Source organism: Reticulibacter mediterranei, from assembly GCF_016587455.1.
In genome coordinates this window covers 3,951,502-3,971,667 of record NZ_BNJK01000001.1, presented here as the reverse complement: position 1 = coordinate 3,971,667, position 20,166 = coordinate 3,951,502, and the positions used below count along the sequence as shown (strand labels likewise).

Here is a 20,166-nt window from a genome sequence, read left to right as displayed (position 1 = left end):
GGGACGCTCTTGAAAAAGGCTTCTCTGCGCCTTTGATTGAGCATTGAGAGGATTGAAAAAAGAAAGTAAGAGAGAAATGAAGCAGAAATTAAAGACACACAAAGCAACCGCAAAGCGGATCTCCGTGACCGGCTCTGGCAAGTTCATGCGCCGCAAAGTGGCAATTAGCCACCTGCGCCGCCGCAAATCGTCCAACCTGATACGCTCGGAAGACAAGAAGTTTCAACTGGCAACGGCTGATACTCGCCGTTTGAAGCGCTTGCTGCCCTACGCCTTCTAATTGCGTCCGAAGAAAGTAATGGAGGATTAAGAAAGAACTATGCCAAGAGTAAAACGTGGCGTACCTGCCCATAAGAAGCATAAAAAGATATTACAAATGGCGGAGGGCCATCGTGGTACCCGCCGCCGCCTGATCCGTCCCGCGCATGAATCAGTAATGCGCTCAATGGCGTACATGTATCGCGACCGACGCAACCGCAAACGCGATATGCGCGGCCTCTGGATCACTCGTATCAACGCCGCCGCTCGCATGCATGGCGTGAGCTACAGCGTCCTGATGCACGCCATTCACACCGCCAATATCGAAGTAGATCGCAAGATTCTGGCAGAAATGGCGGTCAACGACGAGGCTGCATTCACCGCTCTGGTCAAAACCGCGCTGGATGCCGTCAAGAAGTAGAGCCAGCTCGACAAACAGAAGCAAACGAAGAGGAGCAGAGGATGGTCGCTCACAGCAGCAACCATCCTCTGCTCTTTTCTTAATACTGACAATGGATCAGGAAGAATGAACCGTGTATGGCAGGGGCGATGGCTGGTCCTCGCCCGTGTTTCCTATAATTACCCGTGTTGTGTACCTCGGGCGAGGACCAGCCATCGCCCCTGCCATACACGTCAGACACCATTTTCGGAGCAAACGCTATGGTGCTCATCACAAGCCAATCCAACCCACGCATTAGCAAACTGCAAACATTGCATACACCGCGCGGTCGCAAAAAAAGCGGCCTCTTTCTGATGGAGGGGCCGCATTTATTGGAGGCTCTGCTCGATGCTCGCCTCTGGCCCTACGAAGTCTATTATCAGCCAGACCTGTTGCAGCGAACTCACGCGGGTCGGGCGTTGTTGGAGCGTTTGTTACATACCCCCGATCTTTCCTCGCAACAATTGATAGAGGTGAGCGAGCAGGTCATCGAGGCGGTAAGTGATACGCAGCAGACGCAGGGCGTGGTGAGCGTGTTACCTCTGAACGCCTTTACGCCCGACGCGATCCGCCGTCGCAGAGCTGTCGCCAACCGACCAGCATTGCTCATTCTCGATGATATCGCCGATCCCGGCAACATGGGCACCATTCTGCGAACCGCCCTGGCTGCCAATGTTGCGCTGGTGCTGTTGACTCCAAATTGTGTCGATTGGTTCAGCCCAAAAGTGGTGCGTGCGGCTGCGGGTGCTCATCTTGCACTGCCCGTCGAGAGCAACGCTTCGTGGGATATCATTGAGCTGCGCGTAGCTGAGCATGCCCCCGGACGCGTCTTGCTGGCGGAGGCTGGTAGCGCTCTCTATTATGAGCAGGATTTGCGCCAGCCATTCGCACTGGTCATCGGCAATGAGGCGCACGGTCCCTCATCTGCCGCACGCGCCCTTGCAACCTCAACCATCAGCATTCCCCTTGCCAACAATGTTGAGTCGCTCAACGCAGCGATGGCGGCAGGGATCATTCTCTACGAGGCTGTGCGCCAGCGGCATTGAGCGAGTAGGGAGTATGTGTTTCTTTACTTGCGCAGTTCGGCCAGAACGCCTTCGGGGGTCTGTACCGCCGCCCGCACTTCAGGCGTTTGCTGGCTAATAGAGAAGCTGGCCCCTTGTGGATCAGTTAGCAGGGCGCTGCGTCCGAAGGGGGTGGTGAACACCGGTTGTGCTTTCCCACCGAGTTCGACCGCACGTGCGGCGAGCTTATCGGCATCATCAACTGAGAAGGAGATTTGCCAGTGTGATGGAACCGCTTGCGGCCAGCGCTCGTTCATTGCCATTAGCCCGGCAACACCGCGCACTTCCTGAAAAAAGTAGGTGAATGCCATTTCTCCTATTTTTCGATCTCCCGGCTCCCAACCAAAGATGTGGGCGTAGAAGGATTTCGCGGCGTGCGGCTGGCGCGTCATCAGGAGGTTAAAGGTGAGCGAAACGGGCTGATTGAAGACGTGCGCGCCGTTGAACAGCCGACCCTGGAAGACTCCGCACACAGCCCCTACGGTATCCCGGAAGACCATCATACTCATCTCATCCGCAATGTCTCTCTCCATCAAAACCTGCCCGCCAGCAGCCTCGATGCGGTTCGTTGTTCTGGTGGCGTTATCGGTCGAGATATATGTCATCCATTGTGGTGAGAGCGATCTATCTTGCAATTGGTGAATGCCAGCAACAATCTTGCCTTCACAGGAAAACATGCGGTAGCCGCCGCTCTGTTCAACTGTATTTGCCTCCCAGCCAAATAAATTGGTATAGAAAGCAACAGAGGCACCAATGTCGTGTGAGCCAAGATCGATCCAGGTAGGAGTCCCATATGGAAAGTGAAGCATAAAATATATACCTTTCAAACTGGTAGAGAGCTTTTTGGCTTCTCCCCATATCGTCAACTTTTCCGATTGTAGCCCGATAAGATGGGAGAATCGTTCCTAATTGAACAGCTTTTTTAGTGAAGTAAAGAAATTGGTGATGTCAGATGATTCGCAATTGCAAGGACCAAAAAGACCGCTGCGGATCTGGTCACAGTTCAGATCCGCAGCGGGGATGAGGAGGAAAGAGAAAGAGATGGTCTGCGTCGAAAGTGTATGTTACTCTGCCTGTTGCTGTGTCATGGCATGAAAATCTGAGATCAGGTTGGCGTACCAACGGCCACTATCCTTGATGATGCGGCGCTGCGTGGGATAATCGATATAGATGATGCCGAACCGTTTGCTATAGCCCTCGGCCCACTCGAAATTGTCCATCAATGACCAGGTGAAATAACCTCGCAGCGGCGCTCCCTGCTCGATGGCGCGCGCACCAGCCTGGATGTAGCGGCGCAGATAGTCAGTACGACCGGCATCCTCAACGCAATCATCGCCGTTCCAGGTGTCGGCAAAGGCGGCCCCGTTTTCAGTCACATAGAGGGCTGGTACGTGATATTCGTGATGCAGACGCACCAGTAAATCGGTGAGCGCCTGTGGATAGATCTCCCAAGCCATATCAGTGTAGCAAGCACCTGGAACGGGCGAGAGCATCTGGCATTGATCTGCGAGTGGCGGCGTGGGCTGGCCGATGACGACCGCGCGCGAGTAGTTGTTGATGCCGAGAAACTCAATGGGCGTGGCGATGATCTCCATGTCGCCGGGCTGGATTGGAGGTGGAGTCAACTCCAGTGCCTCAAATAAATGCTCTGGATAGCTGCCGCGGTAGAGCGGATCGAGAAACCAGCGCGTTGAGAAAGCGTCATAGCGCGCCAGATCGCGCTGAGTTTCGGGACTATCATCGGCGGGATAGGCAGGTGTGAAGTTGAGCGAGATGCCCACCTGAGCCGTAGCACCACTGTGAGCGCGAATGCACGGCACCGCCAGACCATGTGAAAGCAATAGATGATGACCAGCGACCAGGGCTGATTGTCGATCTTTGAGGCCCGGCGCGTGAATGCCAATGCCATAGCCCAGATAGGCCGCACACCAGGGTTCGTTGTGCGTTGTCCAGTCGGCAACACGGTCTCCCAACCGCTTGACGACAATCTCCGCATAGTCAGCGAAAGCATACGCGGTATCGCGATTGAGCCACCCTCCTTGCTGATGTAACGTCAGCGGCAGATCCCAGTGATAGAGAGTCGCAAACGGGCGAATATTGTGTGCCAGCAGAGTATCGACCAGACGATCATAGAAATCAAGTCCCTTTTCATTCACCTTGCCCCGTCCATCAGGTAAGATGCGCGGCCAGGCAATGGAGAAGCGATAGGCATCCAGGCCGATCTGCTTCATCAGTTTGACATCCTCTGGCATCAGGTGATAGTGATCGAGCGCAATATCGCCCGTATCGCCGCCTGCAACCTTGCCAGGAGTCGCAGCAAACTCATCCCAGACAGAGAGGCTGCGTCCATCTTCGCGGGTTGCGCCCTCGATCTGATAGGAAGCTGTTGCAGCACCCCAGAGAAAGGTTGCCGGAAACTGCCTGGCTAACTCAACATCAGTTAGCGTTTTTTGTATCGTACTCATGAAGGCTCCTGTTGGGCGTGTTCAATTTGCTTAAAGTAGTCATCCTTACGTATCGTCATCATAGAGCGAAGATGAGAAGGTTTTCTACTGCAAATGGGTTAGCAGGAGTAGCCCCTCGATGGGAGCAACTCCTGCTGACTAGGCTCTGTCCTGCTGTTTATTTCGAGTAATCTGTATGGGAGTGGAGGCACCCGATGCCTGCTGGCTGCTAGTCTGTCCCTCTCCATACAGGAAACAATGAGTCCAGTGTCCACCGCCAAGATCGGTCCTCTTTGGGAAGCTCTGCCGACAGACCGGCATCGCGTGCGGACAGCGTGGATGGAAGCGACACCCAACCGGCGGATTGATCAGGCTAGGAATTTCTCCACGTGCGGGCAGTGTAGCACCACCTTTGCCGTCTGGACCCATACGATCGGGATCGGGAGCGGCAGAGAGCAAGAGTTGGGTATAAGGATGCTTCGGACGCTGAATGACCTCTTCGCTCGGTCCTCCTTCGACCATCTGACCGGCATACATCACCAGCGTAGTTTCGGCGGCATAGCGAGCGCTGGCGATATCGTGGGTGATGAACAGCAGAGCCAGTTGTTCCTCATCCTTCAAGCGCAGCAGCAGATTGAGAATTTCCAGGCGAATCGAGACATCGAGCATCGAGACCGGCTCGTCTGCCAGCAGCACTTCTGGTCTGGCCGCCAGCGCACGGGCAATGGCAACGCGCTGGCGCTGGCCGCCGCTCAACTGGTGCGGATACTTCTCGATAAACTGGTCGGCGGGCGTCAGGCTCACGCGATTGAGCAGAGCTAGAATTTGCTCTGTCTCCTGTTGGTGGTTGTGCGCGTGGCCATGAATGCGCAACGGTCGGCTCAGATGATAGCGAATATCATGAATAGGATTGAGCGAAGAGAACGGATCTTGAAAGACGAGCTGCACATGCCGTCGATACTGGCGCAGAGCCGCTCCGCCTTGCAGTTTGACCTCTTCGCCGCGAAACCGCAACGTGCCGCCCGTTGGATCATAGAGGCGAGCCAGGATACGGGCAACAGTGCTTTTGCCGCTACCGCTTTCGCCAACCAGAGCGGTTGCATGACCGGGATAGAGGCCAAGAGAGACATCCTCTACCGCACGAACAGCGCGTTTGGCTCCCAGAGGGTTGAACTGGCGCAATGGAAAATGCTTGACCAGATCTTGTCCCTCCAGAATGGCGCGCGACTGATGGGCGCTTTCTGCCACCCCCAGTGGTGATTGCATGATACTCATCGTGAGCGACTCCCTTCTGCCAGTAGTTCATAACGAGCCATCACCTCTGCTGCGGTGGGTGGCCCCTCGGGGCGGAAACGACGATCATAGAGGTGACAGGCGACCTCTTGCCCCTCTGCTCGTGAGGGAAGAGGGATCAGCTGCGGCACATGGGCTGTGCAGGGACCAAAGGCCAGGGGGCAGCGCGGATTAAATGTACATCCAGTTGGCGGTTTGCGCAGGTCAGGCGGTGTGCCAGGGATGCCGCTCATTTTGCGGCGTGGGCCATGCAGCGTCGGGAACGAGTTTAGCAGCCCATAGCTATAGGGATGGCGCGGGTTCCTGTATAATTCGCTGCTCGTCGTGTGTTCAATAATATTTCCGGCATACATAATTGCAATAGTATCGGCCAGTTCCAATAGAAGCGAGAGATCATGCGTAATAAAGATCAATGAAGTATTAAACTCTTTACACAATTCGCTGATCAATTGCAAGATTTCACGCTGTACCACCACATCAAGCGCGGTGGTCGGCTCATCCATAATAATCAATTCGGGTTTAAGGGCCAGTGCTATTGCAATAATGGCGCGCTGACGCATGCCGCCGCTCAATTCATGAGGATAGCTGCGCAGTCGATCTGGCGCGATCCCAACGAGATGTAGTAGCTCTTTGGCTCGCTGGGTGCGCGCATCCTGGCTCATTTCAGGGCAGTGTGTTTTTAGTACATCGGTAATCTGAGTGCCGATAGACAGTACTGGATTGAGAGCGTTCATCGCGCTTTGGAAGACGATGGAAAGCTCGTTCCAGCGAAACGCGCGCAGTTGGGCAGGCGACAACTTCAAAATATCGATGCCATCCTCAATCGCGTGTCCATTCTGCACTTTGCTCAGTGAGGATTTGCGCACCGTCTGGTAATCGTTGTCGTGCTCAGCAGACGGATAATAGAGCACCTCTCCACTGGTAATCATGGCAGGTGGACGCAGGAGGCGCGCAATAGCATAGGCCAGCGTTGATTTGCCGCAACCGCTTTCGCCTGCCAGACCGAGGATCTCGCCGCGCCGCAGGCTGAAGCTGATATTGTTGACCGCGTGAACCGCACCATTGGCCGCTTCGTAGTCAACGTTGATGGAGTTCACTTTGAGCAGGAGTTGTTCTTTTTTCAAAGCCATTTACGCCACAACCTTCTTTGCTTTCTTGCGGCTGCGATCTTTACGCAAGCGTGGGTTTGCCACTTCATCGATGCCATAGTTGATAAAGGTCAGACCGGCACACAGCACGGCGACGCATAGGCCGGGCGGAACAAACATCCACCAGCCGCCGGTCAACAGTGCATTCTGAGCCTTTGCCCAGAACAGGATCACGCCCCAGCTTGGGATCGAGACATCGCTCAGACCCAGGAACTCAAGCGCAACTTCGGTCAGAGCGGCGTAGACAAAGGTGCCGACGAAGCCGGAGGCCACAATCGCGATCTCGTTGGGCAAGATTTCTGAGAAGACGATGCGCCAGGGATTTTCGCCCACGCTGCGTGCTGCCTCCACAAAGTCGCGTCCACGCATCGAGAGCGTTTGCGAACGGAGAACACGCGCTCCCCAGGGCCAGCTTGTAACCAGCAAGACGAAAATGACCACGACCGGACCCTTAAACGGCACAAACGAGGCGATCACCACCGCCAGTGGCAGGCCTGGCAACACCAGGAAAACATTTGTCAGCAGGGAGAGAGCATCATCAACGGCTCCCCCGAAGTAGCCAGCGGTCAGGCCAAAGAAGATGGAGAGAAGGGTTGCCCCGGTCGCGGCGGCGAAGCTAATGAGCAACGAAATGCGTGCGCCGTTCACAAGCTGGGCAAAGATATCCTCGCCCTTCTCGGTTGTTCCGAGCCAGTGGGTTGCAGAGGGTGGCTGGAACAGATCATCGGTGAAGGTTGTTGGACTCTGATGCGTCAGGAAAGGCCCGACCAGCGCCATCAGGATGAAGAAGCCAACAATGTAGAAACCGATCGTCATTTTAGGGTTCGTGGACAGCATACGGGTGAAATTGCTCCAGAAAGTTTGCTTTTCCGTGAAGCCTTCTGTTTTGACGGTGCCGGTTGTTACCGGGACGCCTGGAGCAATTGGCAATTCTGGCGTATTGCCCGTTGGGGCGCTATTCGCAGCCGGAAAAGGATTCGGTGTGGGTGTTGCCTGATATCTATTTGGTGGTTGTGTATCTCTTTGCACGTTTTATCCCCTTTCCTGGCGTACACGTGGGTCCAGAAAGGTGTAGACCACATCGGCAATGAAGTTAGCAGCCAGCATCGTGAGGGCAATGACCAGGAAAGTCCCCTGAATGAGGCTATAATCCAGGTTGGTAACAGCGTTGAACAGGTCAAAGCCGATGCCGGGATAGGAGAAGACCATCTCGGTGAGCAGAGCGCCACCGACAACAAATCCCAGCGACATTGCGAAGCCGGTGATGCTGGGCAGGATGGCATTGCGAGCGGCGTAGGCCAGCATCACGCGCTGCTCCGAGAGACCTTTTGCCTGAGCCATCAGGACATAATCCTCAGAGAGCGTGGTCAGCATCGTGTTGCGCATACCGAGCACCCAACCTGCAATCGAGCCAATAACAATCGTGATGGCGGGAAGAATGCCATGTTGGATAACGCTGAGGATAAAATCCATGTTCCAACCAACCGTGAGATCGGTCAGCGTATCGTAGCCACCGCCGATGGGAAGAACGTTGAACACAAAGCCAAAGACGTAGACCAGGCCGAGTGCCATCCAGAAGTAAGGGACCGCCGAAAAAAAGGTGAGTAGTGGCGGTAGCGTGTTATCAAGCCAACCATCGCGCTTCCAGGCAACCAGCACGCCAAGCAGCGTACCCAGGATGAAGCTGATGACGGCGGCCAGTCCGACCAGCCCGACCGTCCATTTGAGGTCGTAGGCCAGAATTTGTGCGACCGGAGTCGGGTATTGATAGAGCGAAATACCCAGATTGCCATGCAACAAATTATTCAGATAGTGGAAGTATTGTATCCAGAGGGGATCATCGCTCAATCCAAACTGGATACGAATATTTTGTAACGTTTGTGCCGATATGCTGCTTTGCCCTTGCATTTTGGCGACATACGCCTGGGCTGGATCGCCAGGCATCAGTCTGGGGATCAGGAAATTCATGGTCGCCGAAGCCCATAATGCGACCAGATAAAACAGCACACGACGTAGCAAATGGCGCATCTCTTCTCTCTTTCTCTCTTCTTTGATATGGGGCGAAAAACAGGAGCTAGCCATGAGTGGCTTTATGCAGGCCATGCTCTATCGTTTGAATCAAGAAGTGTAGATGTTGTATTGGTGGTGTGAGAGTAGAGAAGACCTCTACTCTCACGGGCATAGCTCAAACTAGACGCTTGAACGGCTGCCAGATTTATTTTGCTGCATGCAGATGCAGAACGATATACTCGTTATCGGGGTTGTTGAACGGCGAGCCATAGTCGTAAGGATTGTTCTCATCGGGCCATCCCGTCGCATGAGTCGTCGTGTACTCGAACCAGCTAACGTTGTAGTCCAGAGGAATAGCCGGAAGCTGATCTGCAATGATTTTCTGCAAGCCCTGAATTGCTTGCTTCTGCACAGCCGGGTCAGCGGAAGTCTTGTACTGGTTGAGCAACTTGTCGGTCGCGGCATCTTTCCAGCGACCCCAGTTGGTGGCTTGAGCGGCCTTGCCAATCGGGGCAGCGTGATCGCTGGACAGCAAGTCGTTGAACGGATAGAAAGGCGTTGGTCCCTGATCAGTCCAGGAGATAGCCGTGTCGAAGTTGCCTACCTGCAATGCACTGAAGTAGGGGGTGTAGTCTGCCACTGTATCAACTTTGGCATCCATACCAAGCGCCTTCAGGTCGCTTGCAATCAGCTGCGTGCTGCTCTGCCAGTCGCTCCAGCCATTAACGACCATCATCTTGAAGGAGATTTTCTGGCCGCCTTTGGCATAGATTCCGTCACTACCTTTGGTGTAACCAGCTTTCTGCATCAGCTGGTTTGCCTGGTCAAGATCCTGCTTGAACTGTGCATTCTGATAGTCCGATGCAAGGTAATCTTTATGTGGCGGCAAGAGGATAGCCGATGGATTGGCAGGAGCGGCATAGGGAGCTGCTTTCTGCTGCAATGCCGGACGGTTAATGGCGAGGCTCATAGCCTTGCGAACATTCAGGTCATTGAACGGTGCTTTGGTCAGGTTCAGGTAGAGCATAACGGTGTTGGTTGGTGTGAACCAGTGATGGTTGTGCGCAGCATCTTTGCCCGTGAAACCAGGATCGAGCTTGGGATCCCAACCAATACCGGCCCAGTCAACCTGGCCCTTCGACAGCATCAGGTTCGCAGTTGAGTTGTCAACGACGGCGGGGAAGCGCAGTTCGTCGATCTCAGGCTTGCCAGACTGCCAGAAATTGGGGTTCTTGCTAAAGACATACAGCGACGGCGAGAACGATTTGAGCAGGTATGGTCCCGTACCGACCGGCTTGTCGTTGGTGTATTTCACGGGATCGCTGATGCTCTGCCAGATGTGCTTTGGAACCATGAAGGTCTGACTAAACCACCAGGTCGCGGTCGAATTCGCCTCTTTAAAGGTGATCTTCACGGTCTGTGGATCAGGATTGGCAATATCTTTGATGGTCGTGCTCCACAGGTTGAAGCGATCAAGGGCCGGGTACTGCTTCAAGATGTTGAGCGAGAACATGACATCATCAGCAGTGAAAGGCTGTCCATCGCTCCACTTGACACCCTGACGAATGGTGAAGGTGATGCTCTTTGCATCGGTCGGGAAGTCATAGCTGGATGCCAGCCAGGGTTCCACTTTGGCCGTGTAACGGCTGGTAAAGATCAATGGTTCGTACAGGAAGCCCTGCGTTCCCGTTCGAGTGCCACCTGGATCAAGCAGCGGGTTAAAGTTTGAAGTAAAGTTGCCGCGTGGAGAATCTACGACTGTCAGGGAAACCGGTTGACCTGCTTTATTTCCCTGGCCCGTCGTCGGGTTGGCGTTACCACTACAGGCAGACAGCACCACCATCAGCACGAGGGCGCAGCAGCCGAGTAGACCACCTATCCCCTTTCTCGGAGATTGAGGTTTCATCATTTTGGTGGATGATGAAGATAGAGTGTGAAAAGACACAAAAAACCTCCTGACATAGAGTGCGTGAATCATTCCTCGATCCACAAAGCGATAATGAACGTGTTGCCTCTGAGTCCTTTGACTCCGCTCATTCCAGAGCAGGATGGTTGCATAGAAACAAAGCAAACAGTGCCTTGCACCATGTGGGATTATAGTGATACAGATTGAATCATTCAGGCAATGAAAATGGGACGCGCCGGGGAGAACCACATGATTCGCGTATAATCAGGTTCGTGGCAAGATGGATACGGATCGGCTCCTGACGCTGCTCTCCGTTGCGACCGATGCCGGATGGCTGTGACAGATGGGCATCTGAAGAACGAAGAGAGAAACGAGGTTTGTCAAGCATTGATAAAAGCAGCTCAGTTGCTTGTCTGCCCATTTCATAAAAGGGTTGCTGAACGGTTGTGAGGGCGGGCCTCACGTGAGCCGATGAGTCGAGACCGTCAAATCCGATGAGCGCCACATCCTGGGGAATCTGAAGACCACGCTCCTCGGCAACCGCCATGATTCCATATGCCATCAGATCGGCTGCCGCGAAAATAGCGGTTGGTCGCTGCTCTGGTGGTAGGGAAAAGAAATAGTTGCCAGCAGCTCGTCCCGTTGGTTGCATAAAGTCACCTTCAAAAACAAGCTGAGGATCAAGAGGCAACCCTGCCTCTTCAAGAGCCTGACAGTATCCTTGATAGCGTTCGTGAGAACAGAGATACTTGAGTGGACCTTGAACGTGGGCGATACGGCGATGACCAAGCTCGATCAAATGTCTGGTTGCCAGGTAGGAACCATGTTGATGATCCGTTCCCACCCAGGGAATATCCCCCGGCAGGTCTTGATCATCGATGATCACTGCGGGCAATCCATATTTATGCAGGCGGGTGACATATTTTGAGGATTGACCGGGAATGATCGCCAGAAGTCCAGATGTCAGCTTGGTCGCCAAAATGTGGTCAAGGATATCGCTTTTGTCGTTTTCCCGCACCCTATCATTGATACTATAGAGAACCAGTTCGTAGGATGTCAGGCCGACGACTTCTGCGACACCTCGCATGATATCGGAAATAAACGGCCAGGTGAAAGAGGGAACAAGCGCACCGATAAGGTGGCTCTGACCACCAGCCAGCCCAGTTGCTGTAATGCTGGGGACAAAGCTTTGTTCCTCCACTATGCGCATTACGCGGTCGCGTGTAGTGGGGTCTACATCAGGTTTATGATTTAAAACCCGGGAGACAGTGGCCTTCGACACTCCGGCCAGACGTGCAATGTCATTGATAGTTGGCTTTCCTGCCATTGGCTAGTCCTCCCTGATGCAGCATCATCGCTTGTAACACAAGAAATAAAAAAATTTGATTGGCCCATCTTTGCCACAATTTCCGAAAGCGGTTACGTAACCGCTTTCGGAACCGGTTACAAATCTAAGTATACCGATGAGCATTGAGAAAGTCAAGAGATTTTGGAAGCAATTTTCTCATCAATTTTCTGATGTGGCAATTTGTATGTCGTGAAATCGAATATAGTAGGGGCGATGGCTTATCCTCGCCTATATAGCTGTATGTCCTATTGTATAGGCAATAGGCGAGGATAAGCCATCGCCCCTACTATATTAATGATTAATTTCTGCTGAGAATAAGCTAACGGCAATTGCTTTGACTTGCAGGTCGGTTGAAGGATATCTATAATGTTGGGTAGGAAACTGAGGCTTTTTTAGCAGCACTTATGCAATTCTGCTAATCCAGAGCATGATTTGAGGAGAGAACATATGCAGCAAGGCGCGACCTGGCAGGCGAACCAGGAGAAGCAACCGCAGCTCTTGAAAGTCCTGGTCGTTGATGACGAGGAGAACATCATAGAGTTCATTCGGTTGGGGCTGCGTTACGAAGGGTTTCAAGTGGAGTCGGCATCAGATGGGGAGCAGGGCATTACTGCGGCTCAGCGTATCAATCCTGATCTGGTCATCCTGGATATAATGCTGCCGGGCATCGATGGATTAGAGGTATGCCGCCGGTTGCGGGCCAATCCGATCACCAGGGATATTCCAGTGCTGATGTTGACGGCGAAAGATGAAGTGCGTGATCGTATTACCGGGCTGCGTACCGGAGCTGATGACTATCTCACCAAGCCTTTTGATTTTGATGAGCTGCTCGAACGCATTCGCGCAATTTTGCGCCGCAGTCATCCCAAGTCCAGCAGCGGAAGCGATGAGAGCAACGGGCAGGTGTTGGAGTTTGCCGATTTGAAGCTCAATACTGCGACCCGTGAAGTGACGCGCGCCGGTCGCCTGATCGAACTTACCGCTACCGAATACAACCTGTTACATCTTTTTATGAGCCATCCCCGACAAGTCCTTGATCGACAAACCATTCTGAACCGCGTCTGGGGCTACGATTTTCTTGGTGAAACCAACATCATAGAGGTATACGTACGTTATTTAAGGGAGAAAATTGAGGATTCGCCCAGCTCTCCTCGTCTTATCCAGACGGTTCGCAGCGTTGGTTACGTACTGAAAGGATAAATTTCTTGTGTAGAGCAAGAATGTTGTCGCATAGAAAAGTGGAGTTCCGCCCGTATGTCAGAGCCACAGGAACAATCAGAAGATAAAAAATCTCCGGGTCAGAGACCGGAGCATTCATTGTCATTGTCTTCGCACCTGGAAGGCTCGCTTGCGGGAGGGCGACCATTGGAGGCACTACTTGATAGCCATAGCCCGAAAAGCGAATTTCCGGGCTGGCTACGCCCGTTTTTTAGCCTGCGGATGCAACTGACGCTGGTCTATGGCATGGTGCTGGCTCTGGTCGTTGTAGTGATCTGCCTGTTGACCTATCAACGGGTAACTCCACCATACATCGTGGTCCCTGCCGCCATCATAACGGTCGTTGGGGGAGCGCTGATTACTTTTGTCTTTACATCACTGCTCTTGCGTCCCCTCTCGCGTGTCACCGATGCTGCTCAGGCTATTGCGATTGGTGATTTGCAGCAGCGGAAGCGCCTCCCTCTGCGCCTGCCTCCCCAGGATGAGGTTGATCGTCTGGCGGGCAGCCTGCATGAGATGGTAACGCGTCTGGAACGCGCTGAGGAGATGCAGCGCGTGGCCGAGTCGCGTTTCCAGCGCTTCTTCGCCGATGCCTCTCACCAGTTGCGCACGCCGCTCACCTCGATACGCGGCTTTACCGAGGTACTATTACGAGGGGCAAAGGATGACCCGGAAACTGCTCAACGCATCCTCTCACGTATGAAGGGGGAGGTTGAGCGGATGACTCGCTTAATCAATGATATTCTTACGCTCGCTCGTCTGGATGACGGCAGACCGCTCAAAACGCAATACCTCGATCTGCTGCAAATGGCCAGCGCCGGCGTTGCTCAGGCTAGAAATAGACTGAACGATGAGCGTAAGATTTCTCTAGTCGTTGAAACGCAGGACACGGTTGGTTTGCAAGCCGATAAAGATCGGATCAAACAACTGCTATTCATTCTGCTCGATAACGCCGTTAAGCATGGCAGACCTGCCCCCGATGGCGAGATTACGCTCTATCTGGGTAAAACCAATAAACAGGCGTTGATCCGTGTGATCGATAATGGAGAGATCGACAAAGAAGACCTTGAACATATCTTTGATGCTTTCTATAAAGGACACCATAAATATTCTGTTGCCTCCAATGGCGCAACTGTTGGCGCTGGCCTCGGCCTGACAGTTGCCTCCGCCATCGTGCGCGCCCATAATGGCTCGATTACGGTCTGTAGCGATCCCGATATCGGTACCGAGTTCCGCGTGATGCTGCCATGTGTCGATTAATATACCCCTCATTTTAAGATAGAAATACATATATCTGGCTGAATTGACCATTTCAGCCTGTCATGATACACTGCTATCAACGGAATACAGCAATACTGTAGTTCAACGGTCGTCGGCATGGCAGTACATGACCAGATATCGCCGTAGTCGTGGGATAATGATTTTTAACAACCGAGATCGGGAATGATGGGCAACACACGCTTCCCGTGTATGGCAGGCGCGATGATGACCCCCAGGGCGAGGACAAGCCGTCGCGCCTGCCATACACGGGGGTCTCCCAATCTTGATTGTTACATTTTATTATCGCTCGACTACGACGGTATTTTCAGCAGCCTGATCCACTGGCGACCTCCAGATAAAAGGTACGTGGAATTATGTGGACCTCAACCCTGGATCTCGACCCAAAACGTATTCTTTTGACTCGTCTCCTCGGTCAATTCTGGCCTGGCGCGTATTTCTCTTCCTTCGCTCCTTTACGCGTAGAAAATGTGCCTCGTGAGCGATTGGCGGCCTCAAACTGGGTTCGGGTGCGCAATCGATTGGCTGGCATCTGTGGGAGCGATCTCCATTTGATCTACGCGAAAGGCGATTTGCGCGTTGCCCCTGCCGCAGTGTCCGGGCGTCATCCCACTTATCTAGGACATGAAGTGGTTGGCGAGGTCATTGAAGTTGGCGAGGATGTGCAACATTTGCGCATTGGCGACCGCGTGGTTCTGCAATATAGCCCCAACTGCCTCTCAACCGGAGCCGAACCACTTTGCTCTTTCTGCGCGACGGGCCGCTACAATCTGTGTGAGCGGGGCGAACTACCAGCGCCGGCACCGCTTGGTGGTGGTTGGAGCGAGGAGATGTTGTTGCCGGAGCAGCAGTTATTTCGCGTACCTGAGAGCCTGAGCGATGAACAGGCGGTGATGCTGGAACCGACTGCGGTGGCTTTGCATGCTATCTTGCGCCGCTTGCCCCAACCGGACGAGCATGTGCTGGTGGTTGGCGCTGGCACGATTGGCCTGTTGACCGTGATGTTGCTGCGTGCGCTGGTCCCGGAGGCGAAGGTGAGCGTGCTGGCTCGTTACGCTTTTCAGATCGAGCAGGCAACGCGGCTGGGCGTAGAGCATATCATCTATCCACAGGATGGCTATCAGGGGGTCCAGCAGGTCACGCACTCTGAACTCTATCACGGCTGGCTTGGCAATCAGATGTTGATGGGTGGCTTCGATGTGATTTATGATACGATTGGCTCGCAGAAAACGCTGCACGATGCTCTACGCTGGGTGCGTGCCACATCGACCGTTGTGCTGGTGGGCGTTGATCTACACATGATGCACCTTGATATGACGCCCCTCTGGTATCAGGAAGTCAACCTGCTTGGCTCGCTCAGTCATGGCATCGAGAGCTGGCCCCCGGAGACCGCGAACAGGCGCTCGACGTTTAGTATCGCTACCGAGTTGATTGCTCGCAACCGATTGCGCCCTGAGTCGCTGATTACGCACCGTTTCGCACTGACCAACTATCAACACGCGCTCACAACGGCGAGCAGCAAGAGCCAGAACCGCGCGATTAAGATCGTCTTTGACTATGCCCTGTTGCCAGCTTCGGTCGTGCCTCATGTGCGTGCCTCAACATGGCAGCGCCATCTCACAACCATCAATACGCCTCTGCCGCCCGCTGAGGATGAGTCACTATCCGACTTTCAGCAACCGCCTGATCTTCCCTCCACGCCTGTACCGGAGCAGCAGCCATCTTCATGGAAGGCATATTTGCAACAACAAGAAAGAAAAAGCGGGCCTGCTGCCCGGCAGAGTGGCGCGCCAGAGTCAGCTGCTATTCCAGCTGCCCAGGCGTTTACTGCCGCTCCGGTCGTTCCCTTACCCGCTCCAGCCCCTTCTGATAACGATACCGGGCCATTCTCATGGCAAAATGACCTTGAAACAATAAGTGGTGAGGAGCCTCTAGAGGTAGAAGCAGGGAGAGGTAGGGAGAAGAAGAAGCAGAGAGAGCAGTCGTTTTCGTCATATGAATCCCGATCATATACACCTCAAGAGGATGAAACGTTTATTGACGAGGATGAAGACGAAGCGGCACCTCTGCCTCATCCAGAGGCGGAGGATCAGGAAACGCCGTTGCTGGAAACTGCACCTTTGCCAGATGAGGTGGCAGCGATTTTTGCTATGGAGGAAGAGGCTGGTCAGGATGAGCCGGAGTCGTCTGGGGGCGAGGAAACAGATTATGAGATGCCAGAGGTCGCAGCTGCCCCGGCCTTCGATGAAGAAGAGCAAAGCGTGTTGAGCAATGGGAGGGCGCGCCAGTTGAACAGAAAGAAGAGAAAAGAGGGCAACAAAAGGCGCTTCTGATGCGTTCTTAACATTAAGGAGGCCGTGTGAGCTATACCGTTCTTACCAGGGATGAATTGCCGCATGACGGAAACGTGTATGAATTTCAGGGATATCTGCATGGAGAGACCAACGTTTCATTTATCTGGGTTGATATGCCGCCGGGCGATAGCGTGCGCTTGCACAAGCATCCCTACGGAGAAATCTTTGTGATTCAAGAGGGGCGCGTCACGTTTACTGTTGGCTCGGAGACGCTCGCTGCGAAGGCCGGACAGGTGGTGATTGTTCCGGCAGAAACACCTCACAAATTTGTTAATTCTGGCGATGGCCCACTGAGGCAGATTGATATTCACCAGAGCCCACAATTCATCACAGACTGGCTTGAAGACTGAGCCTTAACATCATGATCTGCTGTTTTGGCAGGTGATACATGGAGCGTAACATGACAACTCGTGGACCTTCAAAGCAACGCAATGTGGGGCATCCTCACCGTCCCGGCGTCGCTGCTCCATCACGTCCGCGACAAAAGAGCTATAATGCTCGCCTGCTTATCACGCTCTGCGCTCTGGTTGTGCTGGTTCTGGCTGGCACATTCACCTGGCAACACTTCTTTGAAGATGAAGCGCTAACGCCAGCGCCGGGACACACACCCTTCAGGCATTATGGCTCTTTTGTCGCGCGACCTCTCACTGCTCAGCAGGTCGATAAATTGCATCACCTCTCCGCGCATATGAGCTATAAACAGCTCGCCAGCCTCTATGTCGCTCGTATGTCGCTTGACGAAGAGCTGGGACAACTCATTATGGTTGAGTATGACGATCAGTATTATTCGCCCGATCTCGATATGATGATCTCCCAACTGCATGCGGGCGGTGTCATCATGTACGAGTTTCAGATGATGACCTTTGATCAGACGAAGCGCGATATCGCTGCTATGCAACAGCATGCACGCTTACCGCTGCTCATCTCCAGCGACGAAGAGGGTGGCATCGTCCATCGTCTGACCCATATTTATCCTCCGCGTACTTCCGCGCTCTCCATCTATCGGACCGGCGACCCCAATGTCGCGGCAGAGCAGGGGCATAAGGTCGCGCACGATCTGCTTGCCCTGGGCATTAACGTCAATCTGGCTCCCGATGTCGATGTGGCTCTGCGACCAGACGCGCCCGATCAGGTCACGCGCACTTTTGGCTATACTGTGGACTCGGTGGAGAAATTTGCCGGACCATATATGAAAGCGATGCAGAGCGATGGAGTTGCGGCCTGTATCAAACATTTCCCTGGCCTGGGCGATGCCGCGATTGATGCCCATTTCGGGCTGCCTGTCGTCAATCGCACAAAAGAGCAGCTCTACGCCGTCGAACTGGCCCCCTTCAAGCATTTTATTCAGAGCGAGGATATGCTTGAGCGGCCCGGTATGATTATGCCAACTGATGTGCTGATGCCCGCGATTGATCCTGTCTATCCCGCCGAGCTATCTCCGATCTTTATGACCGATATTCTGCGCAATGAGTTTGGCTACGATGGGGTGACGCTGACAGATGCGTTGTATATGAAGGGAGTCGAGATCAATGGGAAGCAGATCAGTATGCCCGAAGCCGGAGTGCTGGCGCTGAACGCCGGGAACGATATGCTGCTTGGCCCGACAGGTGCGGGACAGATGATTGATATGCTGAATGGTCTCAAGGAGGCGTTGCACGATGGACGCCTGGCGAAATCGCGCGTGGATGAGGCCGCGACCCGCATTATCGCCCTCAAGATGGAGCGCCACTTGATGCCAGCCGAGCCACCTCAAGATTAACCCGAATATGGCAGGGGCGCTGGTTGGTCCTCGCCCGCCTCCACAGTCGCGATGATGGGGCAACCAGCGCCCCTGCCATATTCGGATGGCTCTCCCCATTTCTTGTGTTGTTCCATTCTTCGCGTTGCGTCCGAAGTTAGAATTGGGAAGGTTCAGATCCACTGCCAGCATTAGCACCGCGTTGCAGGCGCTCGATGATATCTTTTAATCTTCTCATCTCCAGCGCGTGCTGATTGCGCATCTTCTCCATCTCTTCCTCCACCTCCATTTGCATCTGTTCCATGCGGTCCTTCATATGCAAGATCGCCTCGACGCCCGCGAGGTTGACGCCCAGATCGTGCATCAAACGGCGAATTTGCATGACGCGTTCGATATCACGATCTGAATAGAGGCGTGGACTATGCGGACTACTTCCCTTACGCGCTGGCTCGATGAGTCCAAGGCGTTCGTAATGACGCAGTGTTTGTTCGTGTACTTGCGCTCTCTGGGCTGCCACGCTGATGATATACCACGCGCCATCGCCCTTCTCAGGCATGATTAGACTCTCCTCTTATGAATGGACTTCGACGTTTCGGCTGCGTGCCAGCTTCTCAAACAATTCTCGCTCGTCCGCTGAAAGATGCATCGGCAAGACGACTTTGACGTGTGCATAGAGGTTGCCGTTTCCCTCTCCACGCAGGCGCGGCATGCCCTTTCCGGCCAGACGGAAGACGCGATTGTTCTGCGTTTCCGGTGGAATGGTCAGGATCAATTTGCGGCCGTCAGGCGTGGGAACTGGAACTTCGCCGCCCAGCATGGCTTTGACCAGCTCAACGTCAATATCAACGTTGAGATCGTCGCCCTTGCGCTCAAACGTGGGATCGGGCTTGACGCTGATGACCAGGAACAGGTCGCCGCGCGGCCCACCACCAATGCCGGGTTGACCTTCGCCAGCCACACGAATCTTCGATCCATTGTCAACGCCAGCCGGAATCTTCACCTGGATGCGCTTGTTGCGAGGGAGGACTCCCTGGCCGCCACACGTTGAGCAGGTTTTGTTGTTCACTTCCCCGGTCCCTTTACAGGTCGGGCAGACCTCGGTTGACTGGATATTGAAGGTGCGCGACCCGCCGACATAGGCTTCCTGCAACGTCACCTCGACCGGTTGCTCGATATTGTCGCCAGCCCGCCGCCGTATATCGCTTGCGCCGCGCATGCCTCCCATACCGCTCATCTGAGGACCGCGCCCAAACAGCGCCTCGAAGAAGTCGGAGAAGCCAGAGTTGGCATCAAAATCGAAGGGGGCACCGGCAGTTCGTCCGCCGTTGTAAGTGTAGGCATTGCTGCGTGAGCGTGAGAAGCTCGGACCAAACTGTTCCTGCCAGTTCGGACCCAACGTGTCGTACTTGCGCCGCTTCTCTGGATCGGAAAGCACCTCGTACGCCTCGTTGATCTCTTTAAACTTTTCCTCGGATTTCTTGTCGCCGGGATTGACATCGGGATGATATTTGCGGGCCAGCTTGCGAAAGGCCTTCTTGATTTCATCCGCGCTAGCTCCACGCGCGACACCGAGCGTCTTGTAATAATCCTTATAATCCATAATTTCTTCTTGTCTCTCTTAACTGGAAAAATGCCTGAGCGCGTACACGTATTCGCTCTCTCAGGCAC

At 53.9% G+C, this 20,166-nt stretch carries 18 protein-coding genes; 8 read left to right on the top strand and 10 right to left on the bottom strand.

The features are described 5' to 3' along the window. Positions 1-76: 76 nt before the first annotated feature. The 3 genes from rpmI to K3T83_RS17085 all read left to right on the top strand — a co-directional run bounded on the left by rpmI (position 77) and on the right by K3T83_RS17085 (position 1,743). Positions 77-280 carry a 50S ribosomal protein L35 gene (gene rpmI, locus K3T83_RS17095; RefSeq protein WP_220204166.1) on the top strand — a complete coding sequence of 68 codons (204 nt, stop codon included), beginning with the start codon at positions 77-79 and terminating at the stop codon, positions 278-280. A gap of 39 nt (positions 281-319) precedes the next feature. Further along, entirely contained in the window at positions 320-679 is a 360-nt protein-coding gene (gene rplT / locus K3T83_RS17090; protein ID WP_220204165.1) for a 50S ribosomal protein L20, read from the top strand. Positions 680-918: 239 nt separating this feature from the next. Further along, positions 919-1,743 carry a TrmH family RNA methyltransferase gene (locus K3T83_RS17085; protein ID WP_220204164.1) on the top strand — a complete coding sequence of 275 codons (825 nt, stop codon included), beginning with the start codon at positions 919-921 and terminating at the stop codon, positions 1,741-1,743. A gap of 23 nt (positions 1,744-1,766) precedes the next feature. Here the strand turns inward: K3T83_RS17085 and K3T83_RS17080 are convergent, their stop codons facing one another. The 8 genes from K3T83_RS17080 to K3T83_RS17045 all read right to left on the bottom strand — a co-directional run bounded on the left by K3T83_RS17080 (position 1,767) and on the right by K3T83_RS17045 (position 11,889). Beyond that, a complete protein-coding gene (locus K3T83_RS17080; RefSeq protein WP_220204163.1) occupies positions 1,767-2,570 on the bottom strand; it encodes a VOC family protein in 804 nt (267 codons plus the stop codon). 255 nt (positions 2,571-2,825) lie between these two features. Continuing rightward, entirely contained in the window at positions 2,826-4,226 is a 1,401-nt protein-coding gene (locus K3T83_RS17075; protein ID WP_220204162.1) for a GH1 family beta-glucosidase, read from the bottom strand. Positions 4,227-4,364: 138 nt separating this feature from the next. After that, positions 4,365-5,480: an ABC transporter ATP-binding protein gene (locus K3T83_RS17070; protein ID WP_220204161.1), complete on the bottom strand. Its 1,116-nt coding sequence runs from the start codon at positions 5,478-5,480 to the stop codon at positions 4,365-4,367. Further along, positions 5,477-6,628 carry an ABC transporter ATP-binding protein gene (locus K3T83_RS17065; protein WP_220204160.1) on the bottom strand — a complete coding sequence of 384 codons (1,152 nt, stop codon included), beginning with the start codon at positions 6,626-6,628 and terminating at the stop codon, positions 5,477-5,479. The genes K3T83_RS17070 and K3T83_RS17065 overlap by 4 nt, the downstream gene beginning before the upstream one ends. Continuing rightward, positions 6,629-7,675 (bottom strand): ABC transporter permease, encoded by a 1,047-nt coding sequence (locus K3T83_RS17060; RefSeq protein ID WP_236064920.1) that lies wholly within the window; start codon positions 7,673-7,675, stop codon positions 6,629-6,631. A 3-nt stretch (positions 7,676-7,678) separates the two neighbouring features. After that, positions 7,679-8,674: an ABC transporter permease gene (locus K3T83_RS17055; RefSeq protein WP_220204159.1), complete on the bottom strand. Its 996-nt coding sequence runs from the start codon at positions 8,672-8,674 to the stop codon at positions 7,679-7,681. A gap of 187 nt (positions 8,675-8,861) precedes the next feature. Continuing rightward, positions 8,862-10,601: an ABC transporter substrate-binding protein gene (locus K3T83_RS17050; RefSeq protein WP_220204158.1), complete on the bottom strand. Its 1,740-nt coding sequence runs from the start codon at positions 10,599-10,601 to the stop codon at positions 8,862-8,864. A 169-nt stretch (positions 10,602-10,770) separates the two neighbouring features. Continuing rightward, positions 10,771-11,889 (bottom strand): LacI family DNA-binding transcriptional regulator, encoded by a 1,119-nt coding sequence (locus K3T83_RS17045; protein WP_220204157.1) that lies wholly within the window; start codon positions 11,887-11,889, stop codon positions 10,771-10,773. Positions 11,890-12,357: 468 nt separating this feature from the next. Between K3T83_RS17045 and K3T83_RS17040 the strand changes: the two genes are divergently transcribed. The 5 genes from K3T83_RS17040 (at position 12,358) to K3T83_RS17020 (ending at position 18,519) form a co-directional block, all read left to right on the top strand. Continuing rightward, positions 12,358-13,110 (top strand): response regulator transcription factor, encoded by a 753-nt coding sequence (locus K3T83_RS17040; RefSeq protein WP_220204156.1) that lies wholly within the window; start codon positions 12,358-12,360, stop codon positions 13,108-13,110. A gap of 54 nt (positions 13,111-13,164) precedes the next feature. Further along, a complete protein-coding gene (locus tag K3T83_RS17035) occupies positions 13,165-14,388 on the top strand; it encodes a sensor histidine kinase (protein ID WP_220204155.1) in 1,224 nt (407 codons plus the stop codon). Between the two features lie 374 nt (positions 14,389-14,762). Continuing rightward, positions 14,763-16,739 carry a zinc-dependent alcohol dehydrogenase gene (locus K3T83_RS17030; RefSeq protein ID WP_220204154.1) on the top strand — a complete coding sequence of 659 codons (1,977 nt, stop codon included), beginning with the start codon at positions 14,763-14,765 and terminating at the stop codon, positions 16,737-16,739. A gap of 26 nt (positions 16,740-16,765) precedes the next feature. Next, positions 16,766-17,110: a cupin domain-containing protein gene (locus tag K3T83_RS17025; RefSeq protein WP_220204153.1), complete on the top strand. Its 345-nt coding sequence runs from the start codon at positions 16,766-16,768 to the stop codon at positions 17,108-17,110. Between the two features lie 50 nt (positions 17,111-17,160). Next, positions 17,161-18,519 carry a glycoside hydrolase family 3 N-terminal domain-containing protein gene (locus tag K3T83_RS17020; RefSeq protein WP_220204152.1) on the top strand — a complete coding sequence of 453 codons (1,359 nt, stop codon included), beginning with the start codon at positions 17,161-17,163 and terminating at the stop codon, positions 18,517-18,519. A 136-nt stretch (positions 18,520-18,655) separates the two neighbouring features. On the opposite strand, the gene K3T83_RS17015 is transcribed toward K3T83_RS17020, so the two are convergent. Both K3T83_RS17015 and K3T83_RS17010 read right to left on the bottom strand, forming a co-directional pair. Then, complete coding sequence (locus K3T83_RS17015; RefSeq protein ID WP_220204151.1) at positions 18,656-19,054, bottom strand: MerR family transcriptional regulator; 399 nt, start codon at positions 19,052-19,054, stop codon at positions 18,656-18,658. Between the two features lie 15 nt (positions 19,055-19,069). Then, positions 19,070-20,098, bottom strand: a complete 1,029-nt coding sequence (locus tag K3T83_RS17010; protein WP_220204150.1) for a DnaJ C-terminal domain-containing protein — start codon at positions 20,096-20,098, stop codon at positions 19,070-19,072. Between the last annotated feature and the right edge of the window lie 68 nt (positions 20,099-20,166).